This window comes from Rhodococcus sp. IEGM 1379, assembly GCF_030056815.1.
Taxonomy (GTDB): Bacteria; Actinomycetota; Actinomycetes; order Mycobacteriales; family Mycobacteriaceae; genus Rhodococcus_F.
Genome location: NZ_JASHKR010000012.1, coordinates 60,083 through 84,960, shown reverse-complemented (window position 1 = coordinate 84,960; position 24,878 = coordinate 60,083). Strand labels below are relative to the sequence as shown.

The window sequence follows — 24,878 nt, the reverse complement described above, 5'->3', positions numbered from 1 at the left end:
ATGGCACTGGCCGAACTCGGCAAGTTCAGCGCGGCGCGCGTCCGATGGGCGAGGTTGTCCCGGTCGATCGACGATGTAGGCCGGCAAGCCGTCTTCTTCGTTCGGGCAATTGCGCACATCCCCGGGGTAATTCGTAAGCATCCGAAGGAGGTGCTGCGCTTGATCGCCGAAATCAGCATGGGCACCGGTGCTTTGGCGTTGATCGGGGGGACGGTCGCCGTCGTGGGATTCCTGACCCTGGCGTCGGGCGGAACCATCGCGATTCAAGGATTCAGCTCGCTGGGAAATATCGGCGTCGAGGCGCTGACCGGATTTTTCTCCGCATTCATCAACGTGCGCATTGCGGCGCCGGTCATTGCCGGAATCGGGTTGTCGGCAACTATCGGTGCAGGTTCGACGGCGCAGATCGGAGCAATGCGCATCAGTGAGGAAATCGACGCACTCGAATCGATGGCGATCAGTTCGGTTCCGTATGTAGTGAGTACCCGCATCGTGGCCGGGATGCTCGCGATTCTGCCGCTCTATTCACTTGCTCTCGTCGGTTCCTTCCTCGCCGGACGTTTCACGACGGTAGTGCTGTTCGGTCAATCGTCCGGGCTCTACGACCATTACTTCACGACGTTTCTCGATCCCGTCGACGTCGCGTGGTCGTTTGTTCAGGTCCTGGTGATGGCGATGTTGGTCATGCTGATTCACACCTACTACGGGTACAACGCGAGCGGCGGTCCGTCGGGTGTGGGCACGGCAGTTGGCCGCGCCGTTCGGCTTTCGCTGATCTGCGTGGTAGCGGTGACTCTTCTGGTCTCGCTCGCGTTGTACGGGGGATCCGGCAACTTCAACTTGTCCGGGTAGGGGGCATCGATGCAGAAGTACGGATACAAGCTCGCCGCGCTGGCTTTGGCGCTCGCGATAGTAGGGGTGGTGGCGCTTGCGGTCGCGTCGTTCAATCAGTCGTTCACCACCCGTGTGCCCGTGACCGTGGTGGCGGAACGTGCTGGGCTCGTGATGGATCCGGGTGCGCGGGTGAAGATGGCCGGAGTCGCTGTCGGGTCGGTCGAGTCGATCACACCGACTGACGATGCCACCGCACGCTTGGAACTCATGCTCGATCCTGATGCACTCGAGTCGATTCCGGCAAATGTCGAGGTGGCGATCACATCGAATACAGCCTTCGGAGCGAAATTCGTCAGCATGTCCATGCCTGTCGATCCGAGTGCCGAGCGATTGAGCGCGGGGGCAACCATCGACGTGTCCCACGTGAGCGTCGAACTCAATACCGTATTCGAGAAGTTGACTGCTGTTCTGCGGACGGTAGATCCTGGAAAGCTCGATTCGACGCTCGGCGCGATTTCGACGGCGCTGCAGGGCCGCGGCGAACGACTGGGTGTCACGCTCGGCAAGGCGGATACTTCCCTTGCCGAATTCAACAGTGCCGGAAACTCACTCGACGAGGTGCTCACTGCCCTTCCGGTGGTGTCCGACACGTACCGAGCTGTGGTGCTCGATCTGATGGACACCTTGAAATCGCTGACAACGACGGGCATAACGGTTCTCGACGAGCAAGAAAATCTTGATCTGCTCCTGCTCAACGTCATCGGCCTCGCGAACACCGGAGAAGAGGTGCTCGGAACCAACGCAGACGGCGCCGCCACCGTGCTCTCGCTACTTCGTCCGACCACCGCACTCCTGGAGGAATACGCACCGGTCATCCCGTGCATGTTCCACGGATTGCAGGAGAGCAAGGTGATCGGCGACGGCGCGTACAACGGGCAGCAGGGAATCAAGATGTCGATCGGCTTGATTGCCGGCACCGATCCCTACCGCTATCCGGACGACCTGCCCAAGGTGGCCGCAACCGGCGGACCGCAGTGTATGGGACTGCCGCTGCGAGACCCCAACGTCAATGCGCCGTTCCTGGTTACCGACACCGGGGTCAATCCTTTTGCCCCGGAACGGCAACCGAACGGTGGGCAACCGATCAGCACCATGCCGGATCTGTTGAGCTACCTGTTCGGGACGGAGATCCGATGAAGGTGCGTGGGTACGCCGTGAAGTTCGGGATCTTCGTTTTTGTGATGCTGTTGGTGAATGCCGGACTGGTTCTGGTGTTCGGCCAGATGAGGGGAGGGGACGAGCGTAGTTACGCGGCGCACTTCGTCAATGCCTCCGGGCTCAAACCGGGAGACAAGGTTCGTATTGCCGGGGTTCCGGTGGGATCCGTGGGTGCCGTCGAATTCGGTGACGACCACCTAGCGCATGTGACGTTCGGCGTCGACTCGAAAGAGATGCTGACCGTCGAAACGCGAGCCGCCGTTCGTTACCAGGACCTGGTGGGCAATCGATACCTGGAACTCCTCGACAGCCCGGGAACTGCGGAGCCCTTACCGAGTGGGCACAGCATTCCGACCTCGCGCACCGCACCGGCACTCGACCTCGACGCACTACTCGGTGGGTTTCGTCCGTTGTTCCAGGCACTTGATCCGGCCCAGGTGAATGCGCTGTCGATGTCACTGCTCGAGGTTTTCCAAGGGCAGTCCGGGACGGTGGCGTCGGTTCTCGCACACACCGGGTCGGTCACCAACACTCTCGCCGATCGTGACCAGTTGATCGGTCGGGTGATTGACAATCTCGACGGAGTCTTGAGTGAACTGCGAGGCAGCGGTGAGCAGTTCAGTGACACGCTCGATCACCTGCAGCAACTGGTCAGCGGTCTCGCGTCGGACAAGGAACTGATCGGTAATGCCGTGACAAGTGTCAATACCGCCACCGGTACGTTTGCGGATCTACTCGCCGAGGTCAGACCGGATATCCGCGGAACCCTGTCGGAACTCGACGCGAGTCTGAACCCGCTGATCGACCAGCAGGGCGAGTTGGACCGCATCTTGGCTTCGATGCCGTCCAACTATCGGCAACTGATCCGTGTCGGTGCGTACGGATCGTTCTTCAACTTCTATCTCTGCGGCATCGCGTTGAAGGTCGACGGCGCCGACGGGCATCCGCTCACGGTTGACCTGATCGACCAAACGACAGGAAGGTGTGCACCGCGATGAGAGCGATGGCGCAGAAGCAAGCGGTGCGAGTAGGTGTTGTGGGGATAGCGGTTACCGCGTCCGTGGTGCTGGCGTCACTGCAGTACCAGGATCTGCAGTTCGTGAAAGGCGGAGTCGGGTACAGCGCGGTGTTCGAGGACGCGGGTGGGTTGGCGTCGGGTGACGAGGTGAACGCGGCTGGGGTGAAGATTGGCACGGTGTCAGGGATCACAGTCGAGAGAGGCTATGCCCGAGTTGATTTCACGCTCGACGGGTCTGTTGGGCTCGGGGAGAGTACGTCGGCGGCGATTACGACGATGTCTCTACTCGGCAAGCGGGCGGTGTCACTCGACCTGGAGGGGGACGGTCGAATTCCCGTCGGTGGACAGATTCCCCTGCTGCGCACCCGTTCTGCATATTCCCTGCCCGACGTGCTCGGCGACCTGACCACCACTGTGGACGACATCAACCTCGACCAACTGTCGGCGTCCCTCGACGAGGTCGGAAACGTACTGGCGGACAGTGCACCCAACTTACGCCCGGCACTCGACGGCGTCGCCCGCATCTCCGACAGCGTCAACCGTCGTGACGAAACCCTGCGGGCGTTACTCGCGGACGCTAACGAGGTAGCTGGAGTTCTGGCCGAGCGAGGGCCGCAGGTCAACACCCTTCTCGTCGAGGGCAATGCGTTGCTCGGTGAACTCGCCCGGCGGCAAGCCGCGCTGGGCGAAGTGATCACCAACATCTCGGCGGTCTCCGAGCAACTCAGCGGACTGGTTCACGACAACGAAGCCCAACTGAATCCGGTTCTGGTCAAACTCAACACGGTGGTCGGGATCCTGCAGGAGAACAAGGACAACCTGGCCCAGGGCATCGACGGACTCGGAACGTATGTGGGGACGCTCGGCGACACCGTGGCGAGTGGACCGTTTTACTACGCGTACGTCCAGAACCTGTTGCCCGCGCAATACACCCAACCGTTGATCAACGCGATTTTCGGGCTTCCGCCTGCGCCACTACCGATTCCGGGGGTTCGCTGATGGTTATCGAGAGTGTGTTGAGGCCGGAGAACCGGCGCCGGACGGTAGCCGTGGGTGTTGGCGTCGCGCTGGCGTTTGCCTTAATTGTGGCTGGATACCTTGCGGTACAACACTTCCGCTATTACACCGTGACGGCCTACTTCACCTCCACGACCGGACTGTACATCGGTGACGACGTTCGCGTGGTGGGTGTCGACGTCGGTCATGTCACTGATATCAGCCCGCAAGGAGATCGGATGCGAGTCGAGATCGAGTTGGCTCGATCCGTCCCGGTAGCAGCGGACGCGAAGGCGGTGATCGTGGCGCAGTCTCTGGTCTCGGCACGGTTCGTCCAATTGACGCCCGCGTTGACCGAGGATGGTGGGGACGCGCTCGGCGACGGCGCTGAGATCGGTGTCGATAGAACCGCGGTGCCTGTGGAGTGGGATCAGATCAAGGAACAACTGGGCCGCGCGGCAGAGGCACTGGGACCGCAGAGCGACACCCGTGGATCCGCCGCAGATTTCCTGGACGCGGCCGGTACTGCGCTGCAGGGAAACGGTGCAGCCTTGGGGCGTTCGGTCGAGGAATTGTCCCAGGCGATGAGCACCCTCAACGAGGGTGGTGGGGATCTGTTCGGCACGATCCGGGGACTCCAGACCTTTACGACGGCCTTGGCCGCCAGCAACGAACAGATCGTGAGTTTTCAAGGTCGGCTGGCGACGGTGACCGGTGTTCTCGCTGAGAGTCGAACCCAATTAGCTCCGGCCTTGGTCGATCTTGATGCGGCGATCAGCGATGTGCAGCGGTTTGTCGAACAGAATCGAACTGGACTGACCGAGCAGGTGAACACACTCGCCGATGTCTCGCAGGTCTTGGTGGACAAGCGAGACGGACTGGAGAAGGTGCTGCATCTGGCTCCGACAGCGCTGTCGAACTACTACAACGTCTATCGGCCGGCGCAGGGAGCGATGGTAGGCGTGCCGGCCTTCCAGAACATCGGCAACCCGATAGACCTCATCTGCGGCGGAATCGCCGGATTGGCGAATGAAACGTCGAAGAAGGGCGCGGATCTGTGTGCCGAATACCTTGGTCCGCTACTCAACACCATCAAGGCCAACTACCCGGATCTGAGTATCAATCCGACTCGGGCGCTTGGGGCTACGCCGGATCAGTTGGTGTACAGCGAGCCGGACTTGAAGCCGGAACTGTTTCCCGCAGTGAGCGTTCCCGCAGGTCTGGGTCAACTACTGATGCCCGAGACGGTGACGCGATGATCCGGCTGCGCTGGGGAATCGGCGTACTCGGGGCGAGCGTCGTCATGCTGGTCTCAGGGTGTGCCTGGAATGGTCTGAACTCGGTGTCGCTGCCGGGGGCAGCGGGCCGCGGAGAGGGAAGCTTCACGGTGGTGATCGAGATGCCGGACGTCACGTCGATCAGTCCGAACTCGCCGGTGATGGTGAACGACGTGACGGTGGGCAGTATCAGTGCCATCGAGACCGACAACTGGAAAGCGAAAGTCACCGTGTCGCTCGACGGTTCGGTTGTGCTGCCGGCCAATTCGACGGCCAAGATCGGGCAGACCAGCCTCCTCGGTTCCAAACACGTTGCCTTGGCGCCGCCGGTCGGCGTCGCGCCCGAAGGTCAGTTGACGGAAGGCTCAGTCATTTCGTTGGCCTCGGCTGGTGTCTATCCGACTACGGAAGAAGCGCTGACTGCTCTGTCGTTGGTGCTCAACGGTGGCGGGCTCGCGCAGATACAGAGCATCACCACCGAATTGAATGCTGCCCTCGGGGGACGAACAGGATCCGTTCGTGATCTGCTTTCCCAAATGGACACCCTGACCGCAACCCTCGACCGGCAACGTGAGGCAATGGTGACCACGATGGAGAACCTGGACGTGTTCGCAGGTGAGATCAATGCTCAGCGCGACGTGCTCGGGAAGGCGCTCGAGGTATTGGATCCTGCCTTGGCGGAACTTACCGATCAGCGAGTCGCCTTGACTACCGCGCTCGATTCAGTCGGTAGGTTCGGAGATGTCGGAACCGATCTGGTGAACAGTACGCGTGAGGATGTGAAAGCGAACCTCGCCGCGCTGGAGCCGACGTTACAGAAGGTCGTCGAGGCCGGTCCGGATCTGATCAACAACCTCGGCAATCTGAGTACCTTCCCGTTTCCGCAGACAACAATCGACGACGGGATGCGCGGCGACTACACCAATCTGTGGGCTCTGATAGACCTGACCACCAATCGACTGCAGTCCGGCCTCGGTTTCGGAACGCCGTTCGGTGCACCGCAGTCTGCCGTCACCGGCGCCGGTCCCGTTGACCCGATGACCGCACCCTTGAATGCGCTGGAGGGCGGACGATGATCCTCACCCCGCTCGTTCGTCGGCAGCTGGTGATCTTCGCGATCCTTGCGGTGATCGGCATGACTGCCGCCGCAATCTCATACCTCAGGGTTCCGACGATGCTCGGAATCGGGCGGTACACGGTGATGTTGGAACTACCCGACGCCGGCGGCCTCTATCGCAACGCGAATGTGACGTATCGCGGCGATACGATCGGCCAGGTGCGGTCGGTGCGACTCCACCCGGACGCTGTACGGGCCGAATTGTCCTTGCAGAGTTCGGTTCCCGTACCGATCAAGGAACTGGCGGTAGCGGTGCGTAGCGTCTCCGCGATCGGCGAGCAGTACGTCGATCTTCAGCCGAGCACCACTGACGGTCCCTTCCTTGCCGACGGTGACGTGATCGGAGTAGGAAGTGTTGTGATTCCGACGGAGATCGGGCCGGTGCTCGATCAGGCGCAAGCTTTGCTCGCATCTGTTCCCCAGGACAAACTGCGTGCGGTGATCGACGAGTCGGCTGCCGCGTTCGGGGATGGCGGGGAAGATCTTGCGCGACTGCTGGATTCGACCACATCATTTGTCGATCAGCTGTCAGATGCGACCACGTCGGCGACGACGCTGGTGCAACAACTTGCACCGCTGCTCGACACTCAAGTGGTCAGTGGGGATCAGATCAGGTTGTGGGCGTCGAGCATTGCCCAGGTGAGCGGGCAGCTGTCCGACGCGGATGGTTCGGTTCGCAACATCTTGGCCACCGGCCCGGGGTTTGCCACGGAAGCCGATCTGTTGTTCCAGGATCTTCGGCCCACACTGCCAGTACTGCTGGCTAACTTGACCAGCACGGGACAGGTTGCGGTCATCTACAACTCGGCACTCGAACAAGTGCTGGTAATACTGCCACCGCTCATTGCGGCTCAGGAGACAGTGGTGCAACGGGGACAGGCAGACGGCGCAGCCAACGTGAATTTCCACCTCCAAGCACAGGATCCAGCCGCGTGTTCCACTGGATACCTGCCGGCCGATCAGCGTCGTGATCCCACCCAGATGAGCGTTCCGGACACACCGGCTGATCTGTTCTGCAAGGTACCCGCGAATTCGGTTTTCGCAGTGCGCGGTTCGCGGAACATTCCGTGCCTGGAGGTCCCGGGCAAGCGTGCGCCCGATCCGATTACCTGCCGAAGCCCCGAGCCGTACGTACCCTCGGGGACCAACGCACCCGATGAGCTGTACACCGGGCCTGACGGGGTCGGATACGAGCACACCGATGTCGGAGAGGGCGGATCGTGGCAACAGCTGTTGATGCCGAATCCCTGATGGAGAAGGGTGTTTCGCGGCGAATCCCCTCGCGGAGGATCGCGCTGAAAGTGTTGCTGGCGGTGGTCGTCGTAGCTTCGGGTGCGACCGTCGTGTTCGGCGCTGTGTCGATGCGGGGTGACCGCGCTCGCGAAGGCCACCGCCAGGAACTGGTGGATGGGGCAGTGGCCGGAGCGCTCGCGTTGATCGACGTCCACACCGATACTGTGGACGAGGATTTGGCGCAGTTGCGTGAACTCGGCACCGGCGCATTTGCCGACGAATTGGCCGACGGCGAGTCGGGTTTCGTCCAGGCGATCCGCTCGTCGTCGGTCAACTCCGACGGGCGAATTGATGCGGCCGCGCTGTCAACAGAATCTGGGACCTCAGGGGTTGTGCTGATCGCCGCGTCGGCTCAGGTCGCGAATTCGGCCGGAACACCGACGGGGCGAACGTATCGGCTGCGAATCGGGGTCGAGGACGTCGGCGGCAAGATCCTGATGTCGAGTGTGGAGTTCGTTCCGTGAGGCGGGTGATAGCGGCCGCGCTCACAGCCGTTCTCGTTATTGCAGCCGGTGCATTGCTCTGGATTCGTCACGAAGCCGCGGCCCTCAAGACAGTGCGTGCGGATGTAATGGCAGAAGCCCCCACGTTGGTGGAGGATTTGCTCAGCTACAACAGCGAAACCGTCGACCGAGACCTTGGCGAGGCCGCGAACGGTGCGACCGGATCATTCAAGGACGGGTTCGTCGATTTTGCCACGACAAGTGTTGTTCCCCAATCGAAAGCTAAGGGCATCAGTACGAGAGCACGAGTTATCGACGTCGGATTGCTCACTGCCGGTGACGATCACGCGGAACTGCTGATGTTCGTTGACCAGATCACCACGAGTTTTGCCCAGCCTGCTCCCGCATCGAGTTCGAGTCGAGTTCGAGTGATCGTCGATCGGGTAGACGGCCAGTGGTTGGTCGGTGAGTTGACGCCGATCTAACCCCCGGTCAATGCTGCGACTGACCGGCCATGATCAGCCTCGCGGTGATTTCGAGGCGGTCAGCTATCTGCGAGTACGACTCGTAGCCCATCCCGGCGCGGACAAGTGCTCCCGACCAGGCGATTTCGAGAGCTTCGAGGACGTCTGCGTCGTGATCCGGGCCCAGGGCTTCGACGAGACGTGCACGAATATTCTTCCCGATCCGTGCGCGAAGGTGTTCGACGTCCGGGTCGTTAGCCATCATCGCGGTAGTGACGGCGGCTGCGAGTTCCGGTTCGTCGGAGACGAGGAGAGCGACACTGCGCAGTACCGAGCGGACCCGAGCCTCTCGGTCGATGTCGGTCGAGGCTTCGCGTGGGAGGGCGTCGAGTCGTCGCCAGAATAGTTCTGCGACGAGATGGCTCTTGGACGAAAAATACGTGTACGCCGTGGCTGCGGCGACTCCGGCCTCGGTGGCAACCATCCGGACGGTTAACTCGGAGAACCCGTGTGTACGTAGTATCGCGACCGCGGCGGTGGTCAAGCGATCAACAGTTTCGGCTTGCTGCTCCGACAACCGCCGACGAGTGGACTCGAATTTAGCCTTACCAGACATGTGTCCAGACACTACGGGAGTGGTAGGTGCAGGCAAAGCGAGGGGTGCCGTCAGGCTTTGCCGAGACCCGCTTCGATGCCCTTGTCGAGTTGGGTGAGCATTGCAGTGCTCAACTCCGAGAGTTGAGCGACCTGATTGTCGTCGAGGCCTTCGAAGATGAGTGCTTGGACCAGGTTGACGTGACCCGGTGCGGCTTCGACGACCTTGGCCATTCCTTCGTCGGTCAGGACCGCGTTGGATCCTCGGCTGCCGCGGATTACCTCACGCCGGACCCAGCCGACTCTCTCCAACTTGGTGACGACGTGCGAGAGCCGTGACAGTGATGCGTTCGCCCGCTGCGCCAGTGTGGACAGCTGTAGCTTGCGGTCGGGTGCATCCGAGAGTGCCGAGAGCACGAAGTATTCGAAATGTGTTAGTGCAGAATCCCGTTGGAGTTGGGTGTCGAGCGCTGCCGGTAGTCGTGTGACGAGCGAGATGAGGGAGAGCCACGCTTCCTGCTGCTCGGCGGTGAGCCAGGTGGTCGGGGCCTGCGGCTCGGCTTGCGTGTGCTGTTCGCTCATCGGTGTATCTCCTCCTGGTACTGCATGCATGGTGCAGGTACAGAGTCTCAGATGTGCGGCGAGACGGTTCAGTCAGGGAATAGTTGCGGGTTTCACGCGTTGAGATATATATTAGGTTGAACCTTCAACTTAAATGAGTTTATCGAACCTTGGGAGCCACCATGTCCGCGACCACGATGCCTGCGCTGTACCTCAGTCATGGCGCTCCGCCACTGGTAGACAGCGCACTGTGGGTGAAGCAACTGGGCGCGTGGGCCGGCGATCTGCCACGGCCGACGGCCATTCTGGTTGTCTCCGCACACTGGGAATCGGCACCCCTGACCATCGGATCGACAACTACTGGCACTCCGTTGATCTACGACTTCGGTGGATTCCCCGAGCGGTTCTACCGCACCACCTACACCGCGCCCGGCGCGCCGGATCTGGCCGCACAGGTGGCCGCATTGATGCCTGACAATGAGCAGGTAGTGCAGCAACCGAACCGCGGACTCGACCACGGCGCCTACGTGCCACTCACTGTTATGTACCCGGACGCAGATATTCCGGTATTGCAGATATCTCTGCCGACGCTCGATCCCGAGCGACTGCTTCACCTCGGGCAGAGGTTGCGTCCATTGCGTGAACAGGGTGTTCTGATTGTGGGATCCGGCTTCACGACGCACGGCCTACCGTTCCTGCGAGACCCGTCGCCCGAAGCGAAGGCCCCGGGTTGGTCCGCCGAATTCGACGCTTGGGCGGGGGAGCGATTTGCCGCTGGTGACGTCGACTCGCTGATCGACTTCCGGGCACAAGCGCCCGGGATGCCGTACGCGCACCCGACCATCGAGCACTTCGCGCCACTTTTTGTCACGCTGGGTGCTTCGTCCGACCCGGAACAGGTTCCCGAACAGGTGATCGACGGGTTCTGGATGGGACTGGCGAAGCGCTCGATTCAGGTTGCGTAGCTGAGTCAGTTGCGATTTCGGAGGAACTCGACCGCCTGATCGCCGTGAGTGCTGGCGCGGAACTCGCTCGAAATCACCTTGAGGACAGTTCGATCGATATCGATCACGAACGTGGATCGTTTGACCGGAGCCAATTTTCCGAGCAAGCCGCGCTTGACGTCGAACTGCTCGGCAACAGTGCCGTCGGTATCGGCCAGCAGTGGATAGTCGAAGGACTGTGCGGTCGCAAACGTTGATTGCGCCTCCACAGTGTCGGTGCTGATACCCGCGCGGGTGGCACCGACTTCAGCGAATTCCTTGCCGAGATCCCGGAAATGGCAGGCCTCAGCGGTGCACACGGGCGTAGATGCGGCGGGGTAGAAGAACAAGACCAGTGGGCCGTTCTCCAACAAACTGGTCAGCGAACGGGGCGTTCCGTCCTGATCGGGCAGAGTGAAATCGGGAGCAAGCTGACCTGGTTTCATTTGGTCGAGGTTACCCGCGCACGACGCAGCTGTGGGTGAGCCTGGGATGATGGAGACATGCACGGTGAGCCCACCTCCAAGTCCGCACCCTCGTCCGACACCGCGATTGTCGGTGTGGCGTCGGATTCCACCACCACGCGTGAGCAGTTCCGTGCTCTCGCTGCCGAGCATCGGGTAGTTCCGGTGACACGTAAAGTGTTGGCGGACTCCGAAACTCCGCTCTCGGCGTACGAGAAGTTGGCCGGCAATCGTCCCGGAACCTTCATGCTCGAGTCGGCCGAGAACGGTCGATCATGGTCTCGGTGGTCGTTCATCGGCGTCGGCTCTCCGGCCGCATTGACCGTGATCGACGGTGAAGCGGCCTGGTACGGCAACGTTCCGGCCGGTGCGCCGTCGGGCGGCGATCCCATCGATGCACTCGGTGCCACCCTCGAGCTCCTGCGCTCCGAGCGTCTACCCGATCTGCCGCCGTTGACGGGTGGCATGGTCGGTTTCCTCGGATACGACGCCGTCCGCCGCCTCGAAAAGTTGGGCAACTCGGCGGTCGACGATCTGCAGATCCCCGAAATGGTGATGCTGCTGGCCGCAGACATCGCTGCCGTCGATCATCACGAAGGCGCGATCACGTTGATTGCCAACGCAGTCAACTGGGACGGCACCGATGAACGCGTCGACTCTGCTTATGACGACGCGGTAGCTCGCCTCGACGCGATGACTCTGGCACTTGCGGCACCGGCCAAGTCGACGGTGTCCACATTCGCGAAAGCCACCCCGGACTACCGCCGTCAACGAACCACCGAGAGCTTCGGCGTCGATGTGAAGAAGCTGATCGGCGACATCGAAGCCGGTGAAGCATTCCAGGTCGTGCTTTCCCAACGATTCGAAATCGATTGCACAGCAGCGCCTATCGACGTGTACCGGATGTTGCGTGCCTCGAACCCGAGCCCCTACATGTACCTGCTCAACGTTCCGAACGGTAATGGCGAAACAGCCTTCTCGATTGTCGGGTCCAGCCCCGAAGCGCTGGTCACCGTCGCGGAGGGAGTGGCAACTACCCACCCCATCGCCGGGACCCGGTGGCGCGGCGCCACCGAAGAAGACGACATCCTGCTCGAGAAGGACCTCCTCGCAGACGAGAAGGAAAATTCCGAACACCTGATGTTGGTCGACCTCGGACGCAACGACCTCGGACGGGTTTGTCGACCGGGCACGGTGAAGGTGCACGACTACCGGCATATCGAGCGCTACAGCCACGTCATGCACCTCGTGTCGACGGTGACCGGGCACCTCGCAGACGGTAAGAACGCACTCGACGCGGTCACCGCCTGCTTCCCGGCGGGAACGCTCTCGGGCGCGCCGAAGGTACGGGCAATGCAGTTGATCGAAGAACTCGAACCCACCAGGCGCGGTGTCTACGGCGGCATCGTCGGATACCTCGATTTCGCGGGCGACGCCGACACAGCGATCGCCATCCGCACCGCTCTGATCAAGGACGGCATCGGATACGTGCAGGCCGGCGCCGGAATCGTCGCCGATTCCGATCCGGTCTACGAGGACACCGAAGCACGTAACAAGGCAATGGCAGTGCTCAGCGCTATTGCGTCGGCGCACACATTGCGCACCATCGGAGGTGAAGGCAAATGAGCGACCAGGCTGCGAATGCGGTAGGGGCCGACTCGACGAAGTCTCGTTCGGGACGTAACTCCGCAATGTTGGCCACGTTGCTCTTGGCGTTGGCTGCGGCCGCGCTGTGGGGCAGTTCGCGGATGACCTGGGTGAGTGTCGTTTCCAACGACGGCAAGACCCTCGAGCGGACTACCGACCTCGACGGCAGTATCTGGGCCGCGGCGATGACGCCATTGGCGCTGGCGCTGCTGGCCGCAATTGCGGCGTCGTTCGCGGTGCGTGGATGGGCCGTTCGGATCGTCGGACTGATGGTGGCACTGGTCGGTGTTGCGGTTGCGGTTCCGGCGGTTCAGTTGTTGGTCTCGGGGGCTTCGGCTGATCGCGCGGCCGATCTTGCCGAGCTGTCGAGTCATCTCGAAGAGGTCTCCACCGACGTTCCGATTTTTCCGGCGCTGCTGGCTCTGTTCGGAGCGATTGCGGCGTTCGCGGCCGCGGCTTTGCTGATGCGAAAGCCTAAGGCTCGCGCCGGTCTGTCGTCGAAATACGACAACCCCGCTGCCCGACGCGAGGCTGCGGCAAAGCTCGGGCAGGGAAGTGGTGGCGCGTCCGACGAGCCTGTGACACAACGGATGCTGTGGGATGCGCTCGACGCGGGAGAGGATCCGACTCTCGATGCCGACGATCGAGATCCAGGTAAGGATTCACGATCCTGACGTCGGTTTTGCCTGAATTTTGACGGCGTGGGTACCCGGACGGAGTACCAAAAAATCGCCCCACTAGGCTGACCACATCCTGATGACGTAACTCACATCAGACTCTTGCCCAGAAAGGATTCGGGCCACGATGACCGTACTCGACTCGATTCTCGACGGGGTGCGCGCAGATGTCGCCGCCCGCGAAGCCGTACTCGACTTCGCTGCAGTCAAGGCTGCTGCGGCCGCTGCGCCACCGGCACTCGATGCTGTAGCGGCACTTCTCGAACCGAGCATCGGCGTCATCGCCGAGGTGAAGCGCGCGAGCCCCTCCAAGGGTGCTCTTGCCGACATCGCTGATCCCGCAGAGTTGGCCGCGGCCTACCAAGCCGGCGGCGCTCGAATCATCAGCGTTCTTACCGAGGAACGACGCTTCCACGGATCGCTCGCCGATCTTGACGCAGTCCGCAAGGCGGTCACGATTCCGGTGTTGCGCAAGGACTTTATCGTCGGTCCTTACCAGATTCACGAAGCACGGGCGCACGGCGCCGACGTCATTCTGTTGATCGTGGCGGCACTGGAACAGCAGGCACTCGCCTCGCTGATCGATCGCACCGAATCCTTGGGAATGACGGCACTCGTCGAGGTTCACACCGAGGAAGAGGCAAACCGCGCTCTCGAAGCCGGTGCCAAGGTGATCGGTGTCAACGCCCGCGACCTCAAGACCCTCGAGGTCGACATGAACACCTTCGGTCGGATCGCTCCCGGGCTACCCACCGAAACCATCAAGATCGCCGAGTCCGGAGTTCGCGGTACCGCTGATCTGCTGGCCTACGCCGGAGCTGGGGCCGACGCTGTTCTGGTTGGCGAAGGCCTCGTGACCAGTGGAGATCCGCGCAAGGCTGTTGCTGATCTGGTCAACGCCGGGGCGCATCCTTCGTGCCCCAAACCGTCTCGCTGAGTTGACCGACTGCTCGGGTGCCGTTTGTCTGCACCCGAGCGGTGACATTTGCCCGCACTCGGGCGGTGACATTTGCCCGGACCCGGGCGGTGACCACCGCCACGCTTGGGGCAGACTGGGGGAGTGACTTCACGTACTCAGGGACCAGTCTTCAAGGGTGACAATTTGCCGCCCGCCAGTGCCGGACTTACCGAGCGCACCACACATGATCCAGACGCCGGTGGCCATTTCGGCGTTTACGGCGGACGGCACGTGCCGGAAGCCCTCATGGCGGTCATCGAAGAAGTTACCGCCGAATACGAAAAGGCTCGCGCAGACGACTCGTTCTTGAACGAACTTGATCGACTGCAGCGCGATTACACCGGCCGTCCGTCGCCGATCTTCGAAGCCACACGCATGAGCGAGTACGCCGGCGGTGCTCGGATCATTCTCAAGCGTGAAGACCTGAACCACACCGGTTCTCACAAGATCAACAACGTCCTCGGCCAGGTTCTCCTCGCCAAGCGGATGGGCAAGACGCGTATCATCGCCGAGACCGGTGCAGGCCAGCACGGCGTCGCGTCGGCTACAGCGTGCGCATTGCTCGGCCTCGAATGCGTCATCTACATGGGCGCCGTCGATACCGAACGTCAAGCATTGAACGTCGCCCGGATGCGTCTACTCGGTGCCGAGGTCGTCTCGGTCGAAACCGGTTCGCGCACGCTCAAGGACGCGATCAACGAAGCCCTCCGCGACTGGGTTTCTCACGCGGACAACACATATTACTGCTTCGGCACCGCCGCCGGGCCCCACCCGTTCCCGACAATCGTTCGCGATTTCCAGCGTGTGATCGGACTCGAAGCGCGTGCCCAGGTGAAGGCCTTGACGGGTCGACTGCCCGACGCGGTCACGGCGTGTGTCGGCGGCGGCTCCAACGCGATCGGAATCTTCCATCCCTTCATCGACGATCTGTCGGTGCGGTTGGTCGGCTACGAGGCTGCCGGTGACGGCGTCGAAACTGGTAGGCATGCAGCAACATTCGCCGGCGGTACGCCGGGTGCATTCCAGGGTGCGTACTCGTACCTGCTGCAGGACGAAGATGGTCAGACCATCGAGTCGCATTCCATCTCGGCCGGTTTGGACTACCCGGGCGTCGGTCCCGAACATGCGTACCTCAATGACATCGGCCGGGCGACCTACGAACCCGTCACCGATGCCGAAGCGATGGACGCACTTCTGCTGCTTTCACGGCGCGAAGGCATCATCCCCGCAATCGAATCCGCGCACGCCGTTGCCGGTGCACTGCGGCTCGGCAAGGAACTGGGCGAGGGCGCCATCATCGTCGTCAACCTGTCCGGTCGCGGCGATAAAGACATGGACACCGCCGCCAGGTGGTTCGGTCTCTTCGACAACGCCGAAGCGCAGACTGCCGATCAGAACAACACGGAAGGCTCCGACAAGTGAGCGAACGACCATCACGCCTTGCATCCACTTTTGCTGCATGCAAGGCCGAAAACCGGGCCGCACTCGTCGGGTACTTACCAGCGGGCTACCCGACGGTCTCCGAATCCATCGACGTCTTCAAGACGATGGTCGACGGTGGCTGCGACATCATCGAGGTCGGCGTCGCGTACTCCGATCCGGTCATGGACGGACCCACCATCCAGCGTGCCGCTGAAACTGCACTCAGCAACGGCGTCCGCCTGCGCGATATCTTCAAAGTTGTCGAGCAGATCACGTCCGTGGGCGGCAAGGCCGTTGTCATGACGTACTGGAACCCGGTGGTCCAGTACGGCGTCGACAAGTTCTCGCGCGACCTCGCGTCGGCCGGTGGGCTCGGAATGATCACGCCCAACCTCATTCCGGACGAAGCCGGTGAATGGATGGAAGCATCGCGGCAGCATCACCTCGATCGCATCTTCCTCGTTGCGCCTTCGTCCACAGAGGAGCGACTGGCGATGACTCTCGAGGCGAGTAGCGGCTTCATCTATGCAGCATCCACGATGGGTGTGACGGGAGCCCGTACCGCAGTGTCGTCGATGGCGCCGGAACTCACCGCACGGATCCGCGCGCACTCCGATATTCCCGTTGGCGTCGGTTTGGGAGTTCGCTCGGGAGCACAGGCAGCCGAGATCGCCGGATACGCCGATGCTGTCATCGTCGGATCCGCATTGGTCTCCGCAGTCGAGAACGGGCTGGGCGCTGTCCGGTCCCTCACCGAGGAACTCGCCGAGGGCGTTCGCTCGGCTAACGTGGCCTCGTGACTTCAACTGTGGATCTGCTGGCCTACATTCCCAGCCCGTCGCAAGGCGTTTGGTACGTCGGGCCGATAGCACTGCGTGCCTATGCCCTCTGCATCATCGCCGGGATTATCGTCGCAATCGTCTGGGGCGATCGGCGATGGGTCGCGCGCGGCGGCGAGAAGGGCACCGTCCTCGACATTGCAGTCTGGGCTGTGCCGTTCGGTTTGATCGGTGGCCGGCTGTACCACGTGCTGACCGATTGGCCACAGTACTTCGGCGAAGGAGGCACCCCGATCGACGCCCTCAAGGTGTGGAACGGCGGTCTCGGAATTTGGGGCGCAGTCTTCCTCGGTGGTGTCGGCGCTTGGATCGGCTGCCGCAGGCGGGGTATCCCGGTTGCAGCACTCGGCGACGCTATCGCTCCGGGTGTACTTCTGGCTCAGGCAATCGGGCGGTTCGGCAACTACTTCAATCAGGAGCTGTACGGCCGCGAGACCACCGTCCCGTGGGGCCTCGAGATATTTAAGAGAGTGAACTCCGCAGGCCAGACGGACGTCCTCGGTGGGGTATCGAACGGGGTGGTGGAGAAGATCGTCCATCCCACGTTCCTGTACGAAGCGGTCTGGAACATTCTGATCGTCATAGTGCTCGTTGTCGTCGACCGACGATTCAAGATCGGCCATGGACGTCTCTTTGCTCTCTACGTCGCGGGATACTGCGTCGGACGCCTGTTTGTCGAGCTCATGCGTGACGATCCGGCGTACCAGTTGGCCGGAATTCGAGTGAACGTCTACACCGCGGTGATCGTGTTCGTGGCGGCGGTTGCGTACTTCCTCCTTGCCAAGAAGGGTCGTGAGGATCCATCCGAATTGAAGTCGAACAGCTACGTTGAAAACTCGACCTCAGATTCTTCCGACACCGACTCCGATGCGGTCGACGACACCGAACGCGTATCGGATCACACCGAGGATCTCGATCCGAAGAATGCCGAACTGAAGAATCCAGACAAGTCGTAACAAGTTCACGTCCGATCCGCGGTATGAAGGCCACTTGGCTCAACGATCTGCGGGACAGTCGTCGATACGAAGGAATGCGCGTTGCCTAACTTGAACAAGAACCCGGAACCCGCCGACTCGGGGGAATCCTCAGGATCTCAGTCCCCGGTTCCCCCCCAGTTCGGTTCGCCGTTCGACTATGAGGCGACCGCTGACGCTTCGCTGACCGAAACCTCGGCGCCGACGGAGAAGACGCCGTCCACCGAATCCACGGGCACGGGCCCAGGTTGGGACACATACGCCGGGGTCGGAAACGGACCGGGCTGGGGTAGTCATCCGATTTACCCGCCGCCGGTTGCCGCGGAGCCCGCAGCGTCGTTCCCCACCGAGGCATACCCGGCTGCGGAGCAACCCGCAGCAACGCCGAACTACGAGCAGACCTCGCCGCTGGCAGGTGGCCCCGTGTACGGCGCACCGGAGGATCAAACTCCGAATCCTTACCAGGCTTACGCGTCGCCGCCGGTGCCCGCCTACGGACAGCCACAGCCGTACTCTCAGCCACAGCCGTACGCTCAGCCCTACGCTCAGCCCTATGGATTTGCCGACCCGTCGGCGCCGTTCGGGCGTGACCCGATCTCGGGCCAACCGTTCTCCGACAAGTCGAAGACCACGGCGGGACTTCTGCAGATTCTGCTCGGGTTCATCGGAATCTGCGGCGTAGGACGGCTGTACATCGGAAGTACGGCGATCGGTCTGATTCAGCTGTTGGGAATCTTCCTCGGCTACATCCTGATGATCGTCGCGGTCGGCTTCGTGGTAGTCCCGGCGCTCTGGATCTGGGCCTTCATCGACGGCATCATGATGCTTTCCGGCAGCATTCGGGATGGTCAAGGTCGACCGCTCCGCAGCTGATCAGGGCTGAATCTCCGCCGTGGCACCCCAGCGTTTCGACGCGGGGGTGCCACGGTTTTTTTATCGCTCCGTCCGTATTTCTGCTGATAAACTGACGTTTGCCGGTTGCGGGTCCGTGTGGCGGTCGCGCATGGTGGAGGGCACGCATGCTGTTTTCTCAGATGCCTGATCCCCAAGGGCTGTACGACCCCGATCAGGAAGCCGATTCGTGCGGCGTCGCCGTGGTCGCAGACATGTACGGTAGACGCTCGCATTCGATTGTTCGCGATGGTTTGTCGATTCTTTGCTCTCTTTCTCATCGCGGTGCGGTGGCTGCAGATTCGGCCACTGGCGACGGTGCAGGGATTCTCCTTCAACTCCCTGTCGGTTTATTGGATTCCGTGACCAGTTTCGAGTTGCCGGTGCCAAATGCAGATGGCGAGAACATGTTTGCGGCCGGGAATTGTTTTCTTCCCCAAGCTGCCGAATTGCGTCGAGTCGCGGTCGCGCGCATCGAACAGTGCGCGCGTTCGGATGGCCTGAGCGTGCTCGGTTGGCGGGATGTACCCGTCAGTCCTGGTGTATTGGGATCGTCCGCTGCAGCCTGCGCGCCGCACATTGCGCAGTGTTTTCTCTGCGATGCACATCCTGATTCGAGGGCCGGCGGGATCCGTCTGGATCGGAAAGTATTTGCGCTGCGCAAGCAGGTGGAGCGCGACACTTCGGATGGCTCCGGAGTCTACTTTTGTTCACTGTCGTCGCGAACCCTGGTGTACAAGGGAATGCTGACACCCACTCAGTTGCCGTTGTTCTTCGACGATCTTCGTGATGAGCGAATTACCAGTGCCCTTGCTTTGGTGCACAGTAGATTTTCGACCAACACTTTCCCCTCGTGGCCTCTTGCACAACCATTTCGATGTATCGCGCACAACGGAGAGTTCAATACTGTTGTCGGTAACCGGAATTGGATGCAGGCACGTGAGCCGTTGCTGCGCAGTGAATTGTTCAGCGGGGATGTCGATCGAATCACTCCGGTGTGTACTGTGGGTGCGTCTGATTCGGCGTCGTTCGACGAAGTGCTCGAACTGCTGTCACTTGGTGGGCGGAGCTTGCCGCACGCGGTCATGATGATGATTCCGGCTGCGTGGGAGCAGGATTCGACGATGTCGGCAGAGTTACGTGCGTTCTATCAATTTCATGCGTGCTTGATGGAAGCCTGGGACGGTCCGGCGTCCGTCACGTTCAGCGACGGGAAGCTGGTGGGTGCCGTACTTGACCGCAACGGTCTGCGGCCCGGGCGTTGGCTCCGGACAAGGTCAGGTCGGATCGTGTTGGCCAGTGAGAGTGGAGTATTCGATGTTCCGCCAGCGGACGTGGTCGAGAAAGGTCGACTGGAACCGGGGAGAATGTTCTTGCTCGATACCGACCAGCAGCGCATTGTTCCCGACAGCGAAATCAAGGCCGAGTTGGCAAGGATGGCTCCATATCAGGCTTGGCTCGACGCTGGGATGACCCGCGTCGGCGCAACACCGGATCAACCCCGGTCGCGAGGGGATCCGGATTCGGTATTACGTGATCAACAGGTGTTCGGCTACACCGAAGAAGACCTGCACCTCCTGCTCGCGCCGATGGCCGGCGACGGGTGCGAGGCGCTCGGTTCGATGGGAACTGACACCCCACTCGCCGTGCTGTCCGAGCGTCCGCGACTGCTGTACGACTATTTTGTTCAGCTGTTTGCTCAGGTCACCAATCCGCCGTCGGACGCGATACGGGAAGAAGTAGTCACCTCACTGGCAGTGATCCTCGGTGCCGAACGCAATCTTCTGGAACCGTCGGAACGTTCCTGCCGAAGAATGCTGGTGCACAGACCCGTCGTGAGTCGGGCAGAGTTGGACACGATCGCCAGGCGGGGCATCACGGTGCTCCCTGGATTGTTCGACGTCGAGCGGGCCGGCGGGTTGGCCGACGCACTCGAGAAGCTACGTGCCGATGCGTGCGCAGCGGTGGACGCCGGGTGTGAGATTCTGGTGATCTCGGATCGTGGTTGGGACCGCGCCCGGGCGCCGATTCCGTCGTTGCTCGCTGTCTCTTCGGTTCACCATCATCTGGTTCGAATGCGACGGCGTGCCTCGGTTTCATTGATCGTCGAATCCGGTGATGCGCGGGAAGTTCATCACCTCGCGCTCCTGCTCGGATACGGTGCTGCCGCAGTGCACCCGTACCTTGCGCTCGAGTCTGTTGAGCAACTGAGTTCGCGGGGAGAATTGCCCGGAGTGGATCCGGATGTAGCAGTGGCACACTACCTCGATGCGGCAAACCGTGGCGTCCTCAAGGTCATGTCCAAGATGGGGATCTCTGTAGTCCAGTCCTATACCGGTGCAAAGGTATTCGAAGCCATCGGACTCAGCCGGAAATTGGTCGGGGAGCACTTCGGCAATACGGCGAGTAAGCTCGGCGGGGTCGGAATCGCTGAGCTGGCCCGCGAAGTCGCGACACGACACGCCCGCGTGAATGCCGATCCGCCGATGGGTCCGAAGCGTCTCGAGGCCGGCGGCGAGTACCGGTATCGCCGGGGCGGTGAAGCACACGTGTTTACGCCGGAATCCGTATTCTTTCTTCAGCATGCGACCAGGTCAGGCCGTTCGGATGTGTTCCGTCGATATACCGAGGAGGTCGATCGGCGATGCGCGGAGGGCGGAACGCTCCGTGGGATGTTGGACTTCCGGCGAGGGCTCCGGCCCGCCGTCAGCATCGAGGACGTCGAATCGGCCGAGTCGATATTGAGTCGATTCTCGACTGGGGCAATGAGTTACGGATCGCTCTCGGCGGAGGCGCACGAGACCATGGCGAAGGCGATGAATTCCATGGGAGCGCGCTCGAACTCGGGGGAGGGCGGCGAAGATCAAGACCGCCTTCATGATCCGTTGCGGCGAAGTGCAGTAAAGCAGGTAGCCAGTGGACGATTCGGAGTGACCAGTGACTATCTGATCAGTGCGACTGACATCCAGATCAAGATGGCGCAGGGCGCGAAACCGGGAGAGGGCGGCCAACTTCCGGGGTACAAGGTGTATCCGTGGATTGCCCGGACACGATATTCGACTCCGGGCGTCGGCCTCATCTCACCGCCGCAGCATCACGATATCTACTCGATCGAAGATCTTGCTCAATTGATCTACGACTTGCGGCAAGCAAACAATCGGGCACGGATACACGTCAAATTGGTCAGTGCGGTCGGAGTCGGTACGGTTGCCGCCGGAGTCGCAAAGGCCCACGCGGATGTTGTTCTGATCTCCGGCCACGACGGCGGTACCGGAGCAGCTGCGCTCACGTCGATAAAACATGCCGGAACCCCCTGGGAACTCGGGCTTGCAGAGACGCAGCAGACGCTGGTGCTCAACGGGTTACGCGACCGAATCACGCTTCAATGCGACGGCGGAATGCGGACGGCACGCGATGTTGTCGTGGCGGCACTACTCGGTGCGCAGGAGTACGGATTTTCGACGGCACCCCTGATCGCGGCCGGTTGCGTGATGATGCGAGTATGTCACCTCGACACCTGCCCGGTCGGTGTTGCCACCCAGGACCCGGAGTTGCGTGCGCGCTTTACCGGGCGTCCCGAGTTTGTGGAGAACTTCTTTCGGTTTCTTGCCGACGACGTGCGGGAGTACTTGGCCAGCTTAGGGTTCCGCAGTATCGATGAGGCGATAGGTCGGTCAGACATGCTTGTGGCCTGCGGACATGGCGGGTGGAAGAGTCGGACGTTGGATATGTCGCCGCTGATGGTGGTTCCGCGTTCCCCGAAACCCCTGTCGGGTGGTCTCGGTCGGCCAGGGGCGGGGGAGTTGAACCAGATGCTTGTCGACCGTGCTGCCGGCGCGCTGGACGACGCCGAACGGGTTCGGATCGAACTTCCTGTCGGCACTGCCGACCGGGCAGTGGGCACAGCGCTTGGGGCCGAGGTGTCTCGTAGATACGGGGCGCCCGGGTTACCGGATAACACCATCGTTGCCAGGTTGACCGGAACCGCTGGGCAGTCTCTCGGAGCCTTCCTGCCGAGCGGAATCACACTAGAAGTGATCGGAGACGCCAATGATTATGTGGGAAAGGGTCTTTCAGGCGGAAGAATTGTCCTTCGGCCGAGTTTCGACGCCAGGTTCTGTGCCGAAGAGCAGGTGATAGCCGGCAATACTGTGCTGTACGGGGCTACGTCGGGAGAATTTTTCGCCCGAGGCCGGGTTGGGGAGCGATTTGCTGTGCGCAACTCCGGGGCGCGCGCAGTGGTCGAGGGCACCGGCGACCACGCCTGCGAATACATGACCGGCGGTCGCGTCGTCATTCTCGGGCCAACCGGCCGAAACGTCGCTGCCGGAATGTCCGGTGGAATTGCGTTTGTTCTCGATGCAGATCCACGCGATGTCAACCACGCGATGGTCACGCTGCAGGTGCCGACGGCCGATGATCTGCGGTGGATGCAGAACACGATCGCCACCCACGTCGAACTCACCGGCTCGCCGGTCGGTGCTCGGCTTCTTGCCGAGTGGGCACGTGAATCCCGGAGATTCACCAAGTTGATGCCGGTCGACTACGAGCGGGTACTTGCCGGGCAGTCAGTTGCCACACCTCCACGGGACGGCGCGGTGGTCGAGAACTCCGACGGGGTCCTCGCGGAGACAGCCAGTGCCTGATCCACGAGGGTTTCTCGGCATGCCGCGGTCCTCGGCACCGATGCGCCCGGCCTCGGAGCGAACAGCGGACTGGAGTGAGGTTTACGAGGCATTGGCGCGCGGCGAGCGTAAGTCTGGGGCGTGCGAACAAGCATCCCGATGCATGGATTGCGGAATCCCGTACTGCCATTCGGAATCCGTGGGATGCCCCCTCGGAAATCTCATCCCGGAATGGAACGACCTGGTCCGTCGAGGCGACTGGGCGCTTGCCGCGGATCGGTTACACGAGACCAATAATTTCCCGGAATTCACTGGACGCCTGTGCCCGGCTCCGTGCGAAACTGCCTGCGTATTAGCTCTTTCCGAGGCACAAACCACGGGAAGTGTGGCGATCAAACGCGTCGAGCAAGCTATTGCCGATACTGCCTGGGACGAAGGTTTTGTGGTGAACCGCATCCCAGCCGAACGCTCCGGACGGACGGTGGCGATTGTCGGTTCCGGACCGGCCGGGCTTGCGGCAGCGCAACAGTTGACCAGGGTGGGTCACAGAGTCACCGTCTTCGAACGTGATGATCGACCGGGTGGACTGCTCCGCTACGGAATCCCTGATTTCAAACTGGCCAAGAGTGCGATCGATCGCCGTCTGAGTCAGTTGCGCGGCGAGGGCACTCGATTTGTCACCGACTGCGACGTCGGTCTCGACCTGGACACACGTGAGCTGACCGCGGCGTACGACGCGGTGATTCTGGCGATCGGGGCCGGTCGGGCGAGAGAAGTAGACGTGCCTGGCCGCGGCCTTGCGGGTATTCATTTCGCGATGGACTACCTGATGCCGGCCAACCGGGAATGTGCCGGTGACGGTCCTAGCCCGGTCAGTGCGTCGGGCAAGAACGTCGTGATCATCGGCGGCGGCGATACGGCGGCCGATTGCCTCGGCACCGTTCACAGGCAAGGCGCGGCATCCGTTGTCGAGTTGAACTATCACGAGCAACCACCCCGCGTGCGGGACAGCGCTGCGGATCCGTGGCCACTCTGGCCGCTGACGCTCCGCGCGGCGCCCGCTGATGCAGAAGGCGGGCGCCGCGAGTTCGAGGTGGCCGCTCAGGAATTTGTCGGCGACGGCTACGTTCGGGGAGTCCGCGTCGCACCGGTTTGTGTCGTAGAAGCATCCGGCGGTCGACCGGCGGCCGAGCCTGTGGGCGATCCGTTCGAACTGCCCTGTGAACTGGTGCTACTCGCGGTCGGCTTCGCCGGCGTCGGGGAAGGCGCCCTGCTTGCCAGCCTGGGAGTGGAGCCGAATCCGCGTGGAGTGATCGCCTGCGGACAGGATTGGCAGACTTCACAACCCGGCGTCTTCGTGTGTGGTGACGCGCATCGCGGTGCGTCGCTGGTGGTGTGGGCGATAGCCGAAGGACGTTCGGCAGCCCGAGCTGTCGACGTGTATCTGACTGGGGCGTCAATGCTTCCGGCGCCTGTTCACCCCGACGCCTTGCCAATGGGAATTCGACGTCGTAACTGAATCGAGTAAGAACGGAAAGTGCACGTCCGAAGTGCCGGATAGAAGTGCGACCGGGGAGCGACTA

Annotated in this window: 22 protein-coding genes; 19 read left to right on the top strand and 3 right to left on the bottom strand. The window is 61.8% G+C overall.

Features of this window, described 5'->3' with window-relative positions; genetic code table 11:
* From QM600_RS09855 to QM600_RS09815, 9 genes are read left to right on the top strand one after another with little or no spacing between them, the layout of a single operon-like run.
* Positions 1-852 carry an MlaE family ABC transporter permease gene (locus tag QM600_RS09855; RefSeq protein ID WP_283261279.1) on the top strand — a complete coding sequence of 284 codons (852 nt, stop codon included), beginning with the start codon at positions 1-3 and terminating at the stop codon, positions 850-852.
* A 9-nt stretch (positions 853-861) separates the two neighbouring features.
* Positions 862-2,031: an MCE family protein gene (locus QM600_RS09850; protein ID WP_283261278.1), complete on the top strand. Its 1,170-nt coding sequence runs from the start codon at positions 862-864 to the stop codon at positions 2,029-2,031.
* On the top strand, positions 2,028-3,050 hold the full coding sequence (locus QM600_RS09845) for an MCE family protein (protein WP_283261277.1): 1,023 nt from the start codon (positions 2,028-2,030) through the stop codon (positions 3,048-3,050). The genes QM600_RS09850 and QM600_RS09845 overlap by 4 nt, the downstream gene beginning before the upstream one ends.
* On the top strand, positions 3,047-4,069 hold the full coding sequence (locus tag QM600_RS09840; RefSeq protein ID WP_283261276.1) for an MCE family protein: 1,023 nt from the start codon (positions 3,047-3,049) through the stop codon (positions 4,067-4,069). The genes QM600_RS09845 and QM600_RS09840 overlap by 4 nt, the downstream gene beginning before the upstream one ends.
* On the top strand, positions 4,069-5,325 hold the full coding sequence (locus tag QM600_RS09835; protein ID WP_283261275.1) for an MCE family protein: 1,257 nt from the start codon (positions 4,069-4,071) through the stop codon (positions 5,323-5,325). Before QM600_RS09840 ends, QM600_RS09835 begins: the two co-directional genes overlap by 1 nt.
* The gene (locus tag QM600_RS09830) at positions 5,322-6,419 is read left to right on the top strand and encodes an MCE family protein (protein ID WP_283261274.1); all 1,098 of its coding nucleotides are present in this window, start codon (positions 5,322-5,324) and stop codon (positions 6,417-6,419) included. The genes QM600_RS09835 and QM600_RS09830 overlap by 4 nt, the downstream gene beginning before the upstream one ends.
* Positions 6,416-7,711 carry an MCE family protein gene (locus QM600_RS09825; RefSeq protein WP_283261273.1) on the top strand — a complete coding sequence of 432 codons (1,296 nt, stop codon included), beginning with the start codon at positions 6,416-6,418 and terminating at the stop codon, positions 7,709-7,711. Before QM600_RS09830 ends, QM600_RS09825 begins: the two co-directional genes overlap by 4 nt.
* The gene (locus tag QM600_RS09820; RefSeq protein WP_283261272.1) at positions 7,681-8,217 is read left to right on the top strand and encodes an Rv1363c family protein; all 537 of its coding nucleotides are present in this window, start codon (positions 7,681-7,683) and stop codon (positions 8,215-8,217) included. Before QM600_RS09825 ends, QM600_RS09820 begins: the two co-directional genes overlap by 31 nt.
* On the top strand, positions 8,214-8,681 hold the full coding sequence (locus QM600_RS09815) for an Rv1363c family protein (protein WP_283261271.1): 468 nt from the start codon (positions 8,214-8,216) through the stop codon (positions 8,679-8,681). Before QM600_RS09820 ends, QM600_RS09815 begins: the two co-directional genes overlap by 4 nt.
* A 7-nt stretch (positions 8,682-8,688) precedes the next feature.
* Here the strand turns inward: QM600_RS09815 and QM600_RS09810 are convergent, their stop codons facing one another.
* Together QM600_RS09810 and QM600_RS09805 are read right to left on the bottom strand one after the other, a co-directional pair.
* Positions 8,689-9,276, bottom strand: coding sequence for a TetR/AcrR family transcriptional regulator (locus QM600_RS09810; RefSeq protein ID WP_283261270.1), 588 nt, complete (start codon positions 9,274-9,276; stop codon positions 8,689-8,691).
* A 50-nt stretch (positions 9,277-9,326) separates the two neighbouring features.
* Positions 9,327-9,836, bottom strand: a complete 510-nt coding sequence (locus tag QM600_RS09805; protein ID WP_283261269.1) for a MarR family winged helix-turn-helix transcriptional regulator — start codon at positions 9,834-9,836, stop codon at positions 9,327-9,329.
* 161 nt (positions 9,837-9,997) lie between these two features.
* Here QM600_RS09805 and QM600_RS09800 point away from each other — a divergent pair, with 161 nt between their 5' ends.
* Positions 9,998-10,780 carry a dioxygenase family protein gene (locus QM600_RS09800; RefSeq protein ID WP_283261268.1) on the top strand — a complete coding sequence of 261 codons (783 nt, stop codon included), beginning with the start codon at positions 9,998-10,000 and terminating at the stop codon, positions 10,778-10,780.
* A 5-nt stretch (positions 10,781-10,785) separates the two neighbouring features.
* On the opposite strand, the gene QM600_RS09795 is transcribed toward QM600_RS09800, so the two are convergent.
* Positions 10,786-11,244 (bottom strand): peroxiredoxin, encoded by a 459-nt coding sequence (locus QM600_RS09795; protein ID WP_283261267.1) that lies wholly within the window; start codon positions 11,242-11,244, stop codon positions 10,786-10,788.
* Positions 11,245-11,301: 57 nt separating this feature from the next.
* On the opposite strand from QM600_RS09795, the gene QM600_RS09790 reads away from it, so the two are divergent.
* From QM600_RS09790 to QM600_RS09750, 9 genes are all read left to right on the top strand, one after another.
* Positions 11,302-12,888 (top strand): anthranilate synthase component I, encoded by a 1,587-nt coding sequence (locus QM600_RS09790; protein WP_283261266.1) that lies wholly within the window; start codon positions 11,302-11,304, stop codon positions 12,886-12,888.
* Positions 12,885-13,583, top strand: coding sequence for a TIGR02234 family membrane protein (locus QM600_RS09785; protein ID WP_283261265.1), 699 nt, complete (start codon positions 12,885-12,887; stop codon positions 13,581-13,583). The genes QM600_RS09790 and QM600_RS09785 overlap by 4 nt, the downstream gene beginning before the upstream one ends.
* A 130-nt stretch (positions 13,584-13,713) precedes the next feature.
* Positions 13,714-14,523 carry an indole-3-glycerol phosphate synthase TrpC gene (gene trpC / locus QM600_RS09780; protein WP_094273514.1) on the top strand — a complete coding sequence of 270 codons (810 nt, stop codon included), beginning with the start codon at positions 13,714-13,716 and terminating at the stop codon, positions 14,521-14,523.
* Positions 14,524-14,646: 123 nt separating this feature from the next.
* Complete coding sequence (trpB, locus tag QM600_RS09775; protein WP_283261264.1) at positions 14,647-15,966, top strand: tryptophan synthase subunit beta; 1,320 nt, start codon at positions 14,647-14,649, stop codon at positions 15,964-15,966.
* On the top strand, positions 15,963-16,766 hold the full coding sequence (gene trpA, locus QM600_RS09770) for a tryptophan synthase subunit alpha (protein ID WP_283261263.1): 804 nt from the start codon (positions 15,963-15,965) through the stop codon (positions 16,764-16,766). Before trpB ends, trpA begins: the two co-directional genes overlap by 4 nt.
* On the top strand, positions 16,763-17,761 hold the full coding sequence (gene lgt, locus QM600_RS09765) for a prolipoprotein diacylglyceryl transferase (protein WP_283261262.1): 999 nt from the start codon (positions 16,763-16,765) through the stop codon (positions 17,759-17,761). Before trpA ends, lgt begins: the two co-directional genes overlap by 4 nt.
* A gap of 81 nt (positions 17,762-17,842) precedes the next feature.
* The gene (locus QM600_RS09760; RefSeq protein WP_283261261.1) at positions 17,843-18,652 is read left to right on the top strand and encodes a TM2 domain-containing protein; all 810 of its coding nucleotides are present in this window, start codon (positions 17,843-17,845) and stop codon (positions 18,650-18,652) included.
* A gap of 146 nt (positions 18,653-18,798) precedes the next feature.
* Entirely contained in the window at positions 18,799-23,316 is a 4,518-nt protein-coding gene (gene gltB / locus QM600_RS09755; RefSeq protein WP_283261260.1) for a glutamate synthase large subunit, read from the top strand.
* Positions 23,309-24,814: a glutamate synthase subunit beta gene (locus QM600_RS09750; RefSeq protein ID WP_283261259.1), complete on the top strand. Its 1,506-nt coding sequence runs from the start codon at positions 23,309-23,311 to the stop codon at positions 24,812-24,814. The genes gltB and QM600_RS09750 overlap by 8 nt, the downstream gene beginning before the upstream one ends.
* Positions 24,815-24,878: the final 64 nt, after the last annotated feature.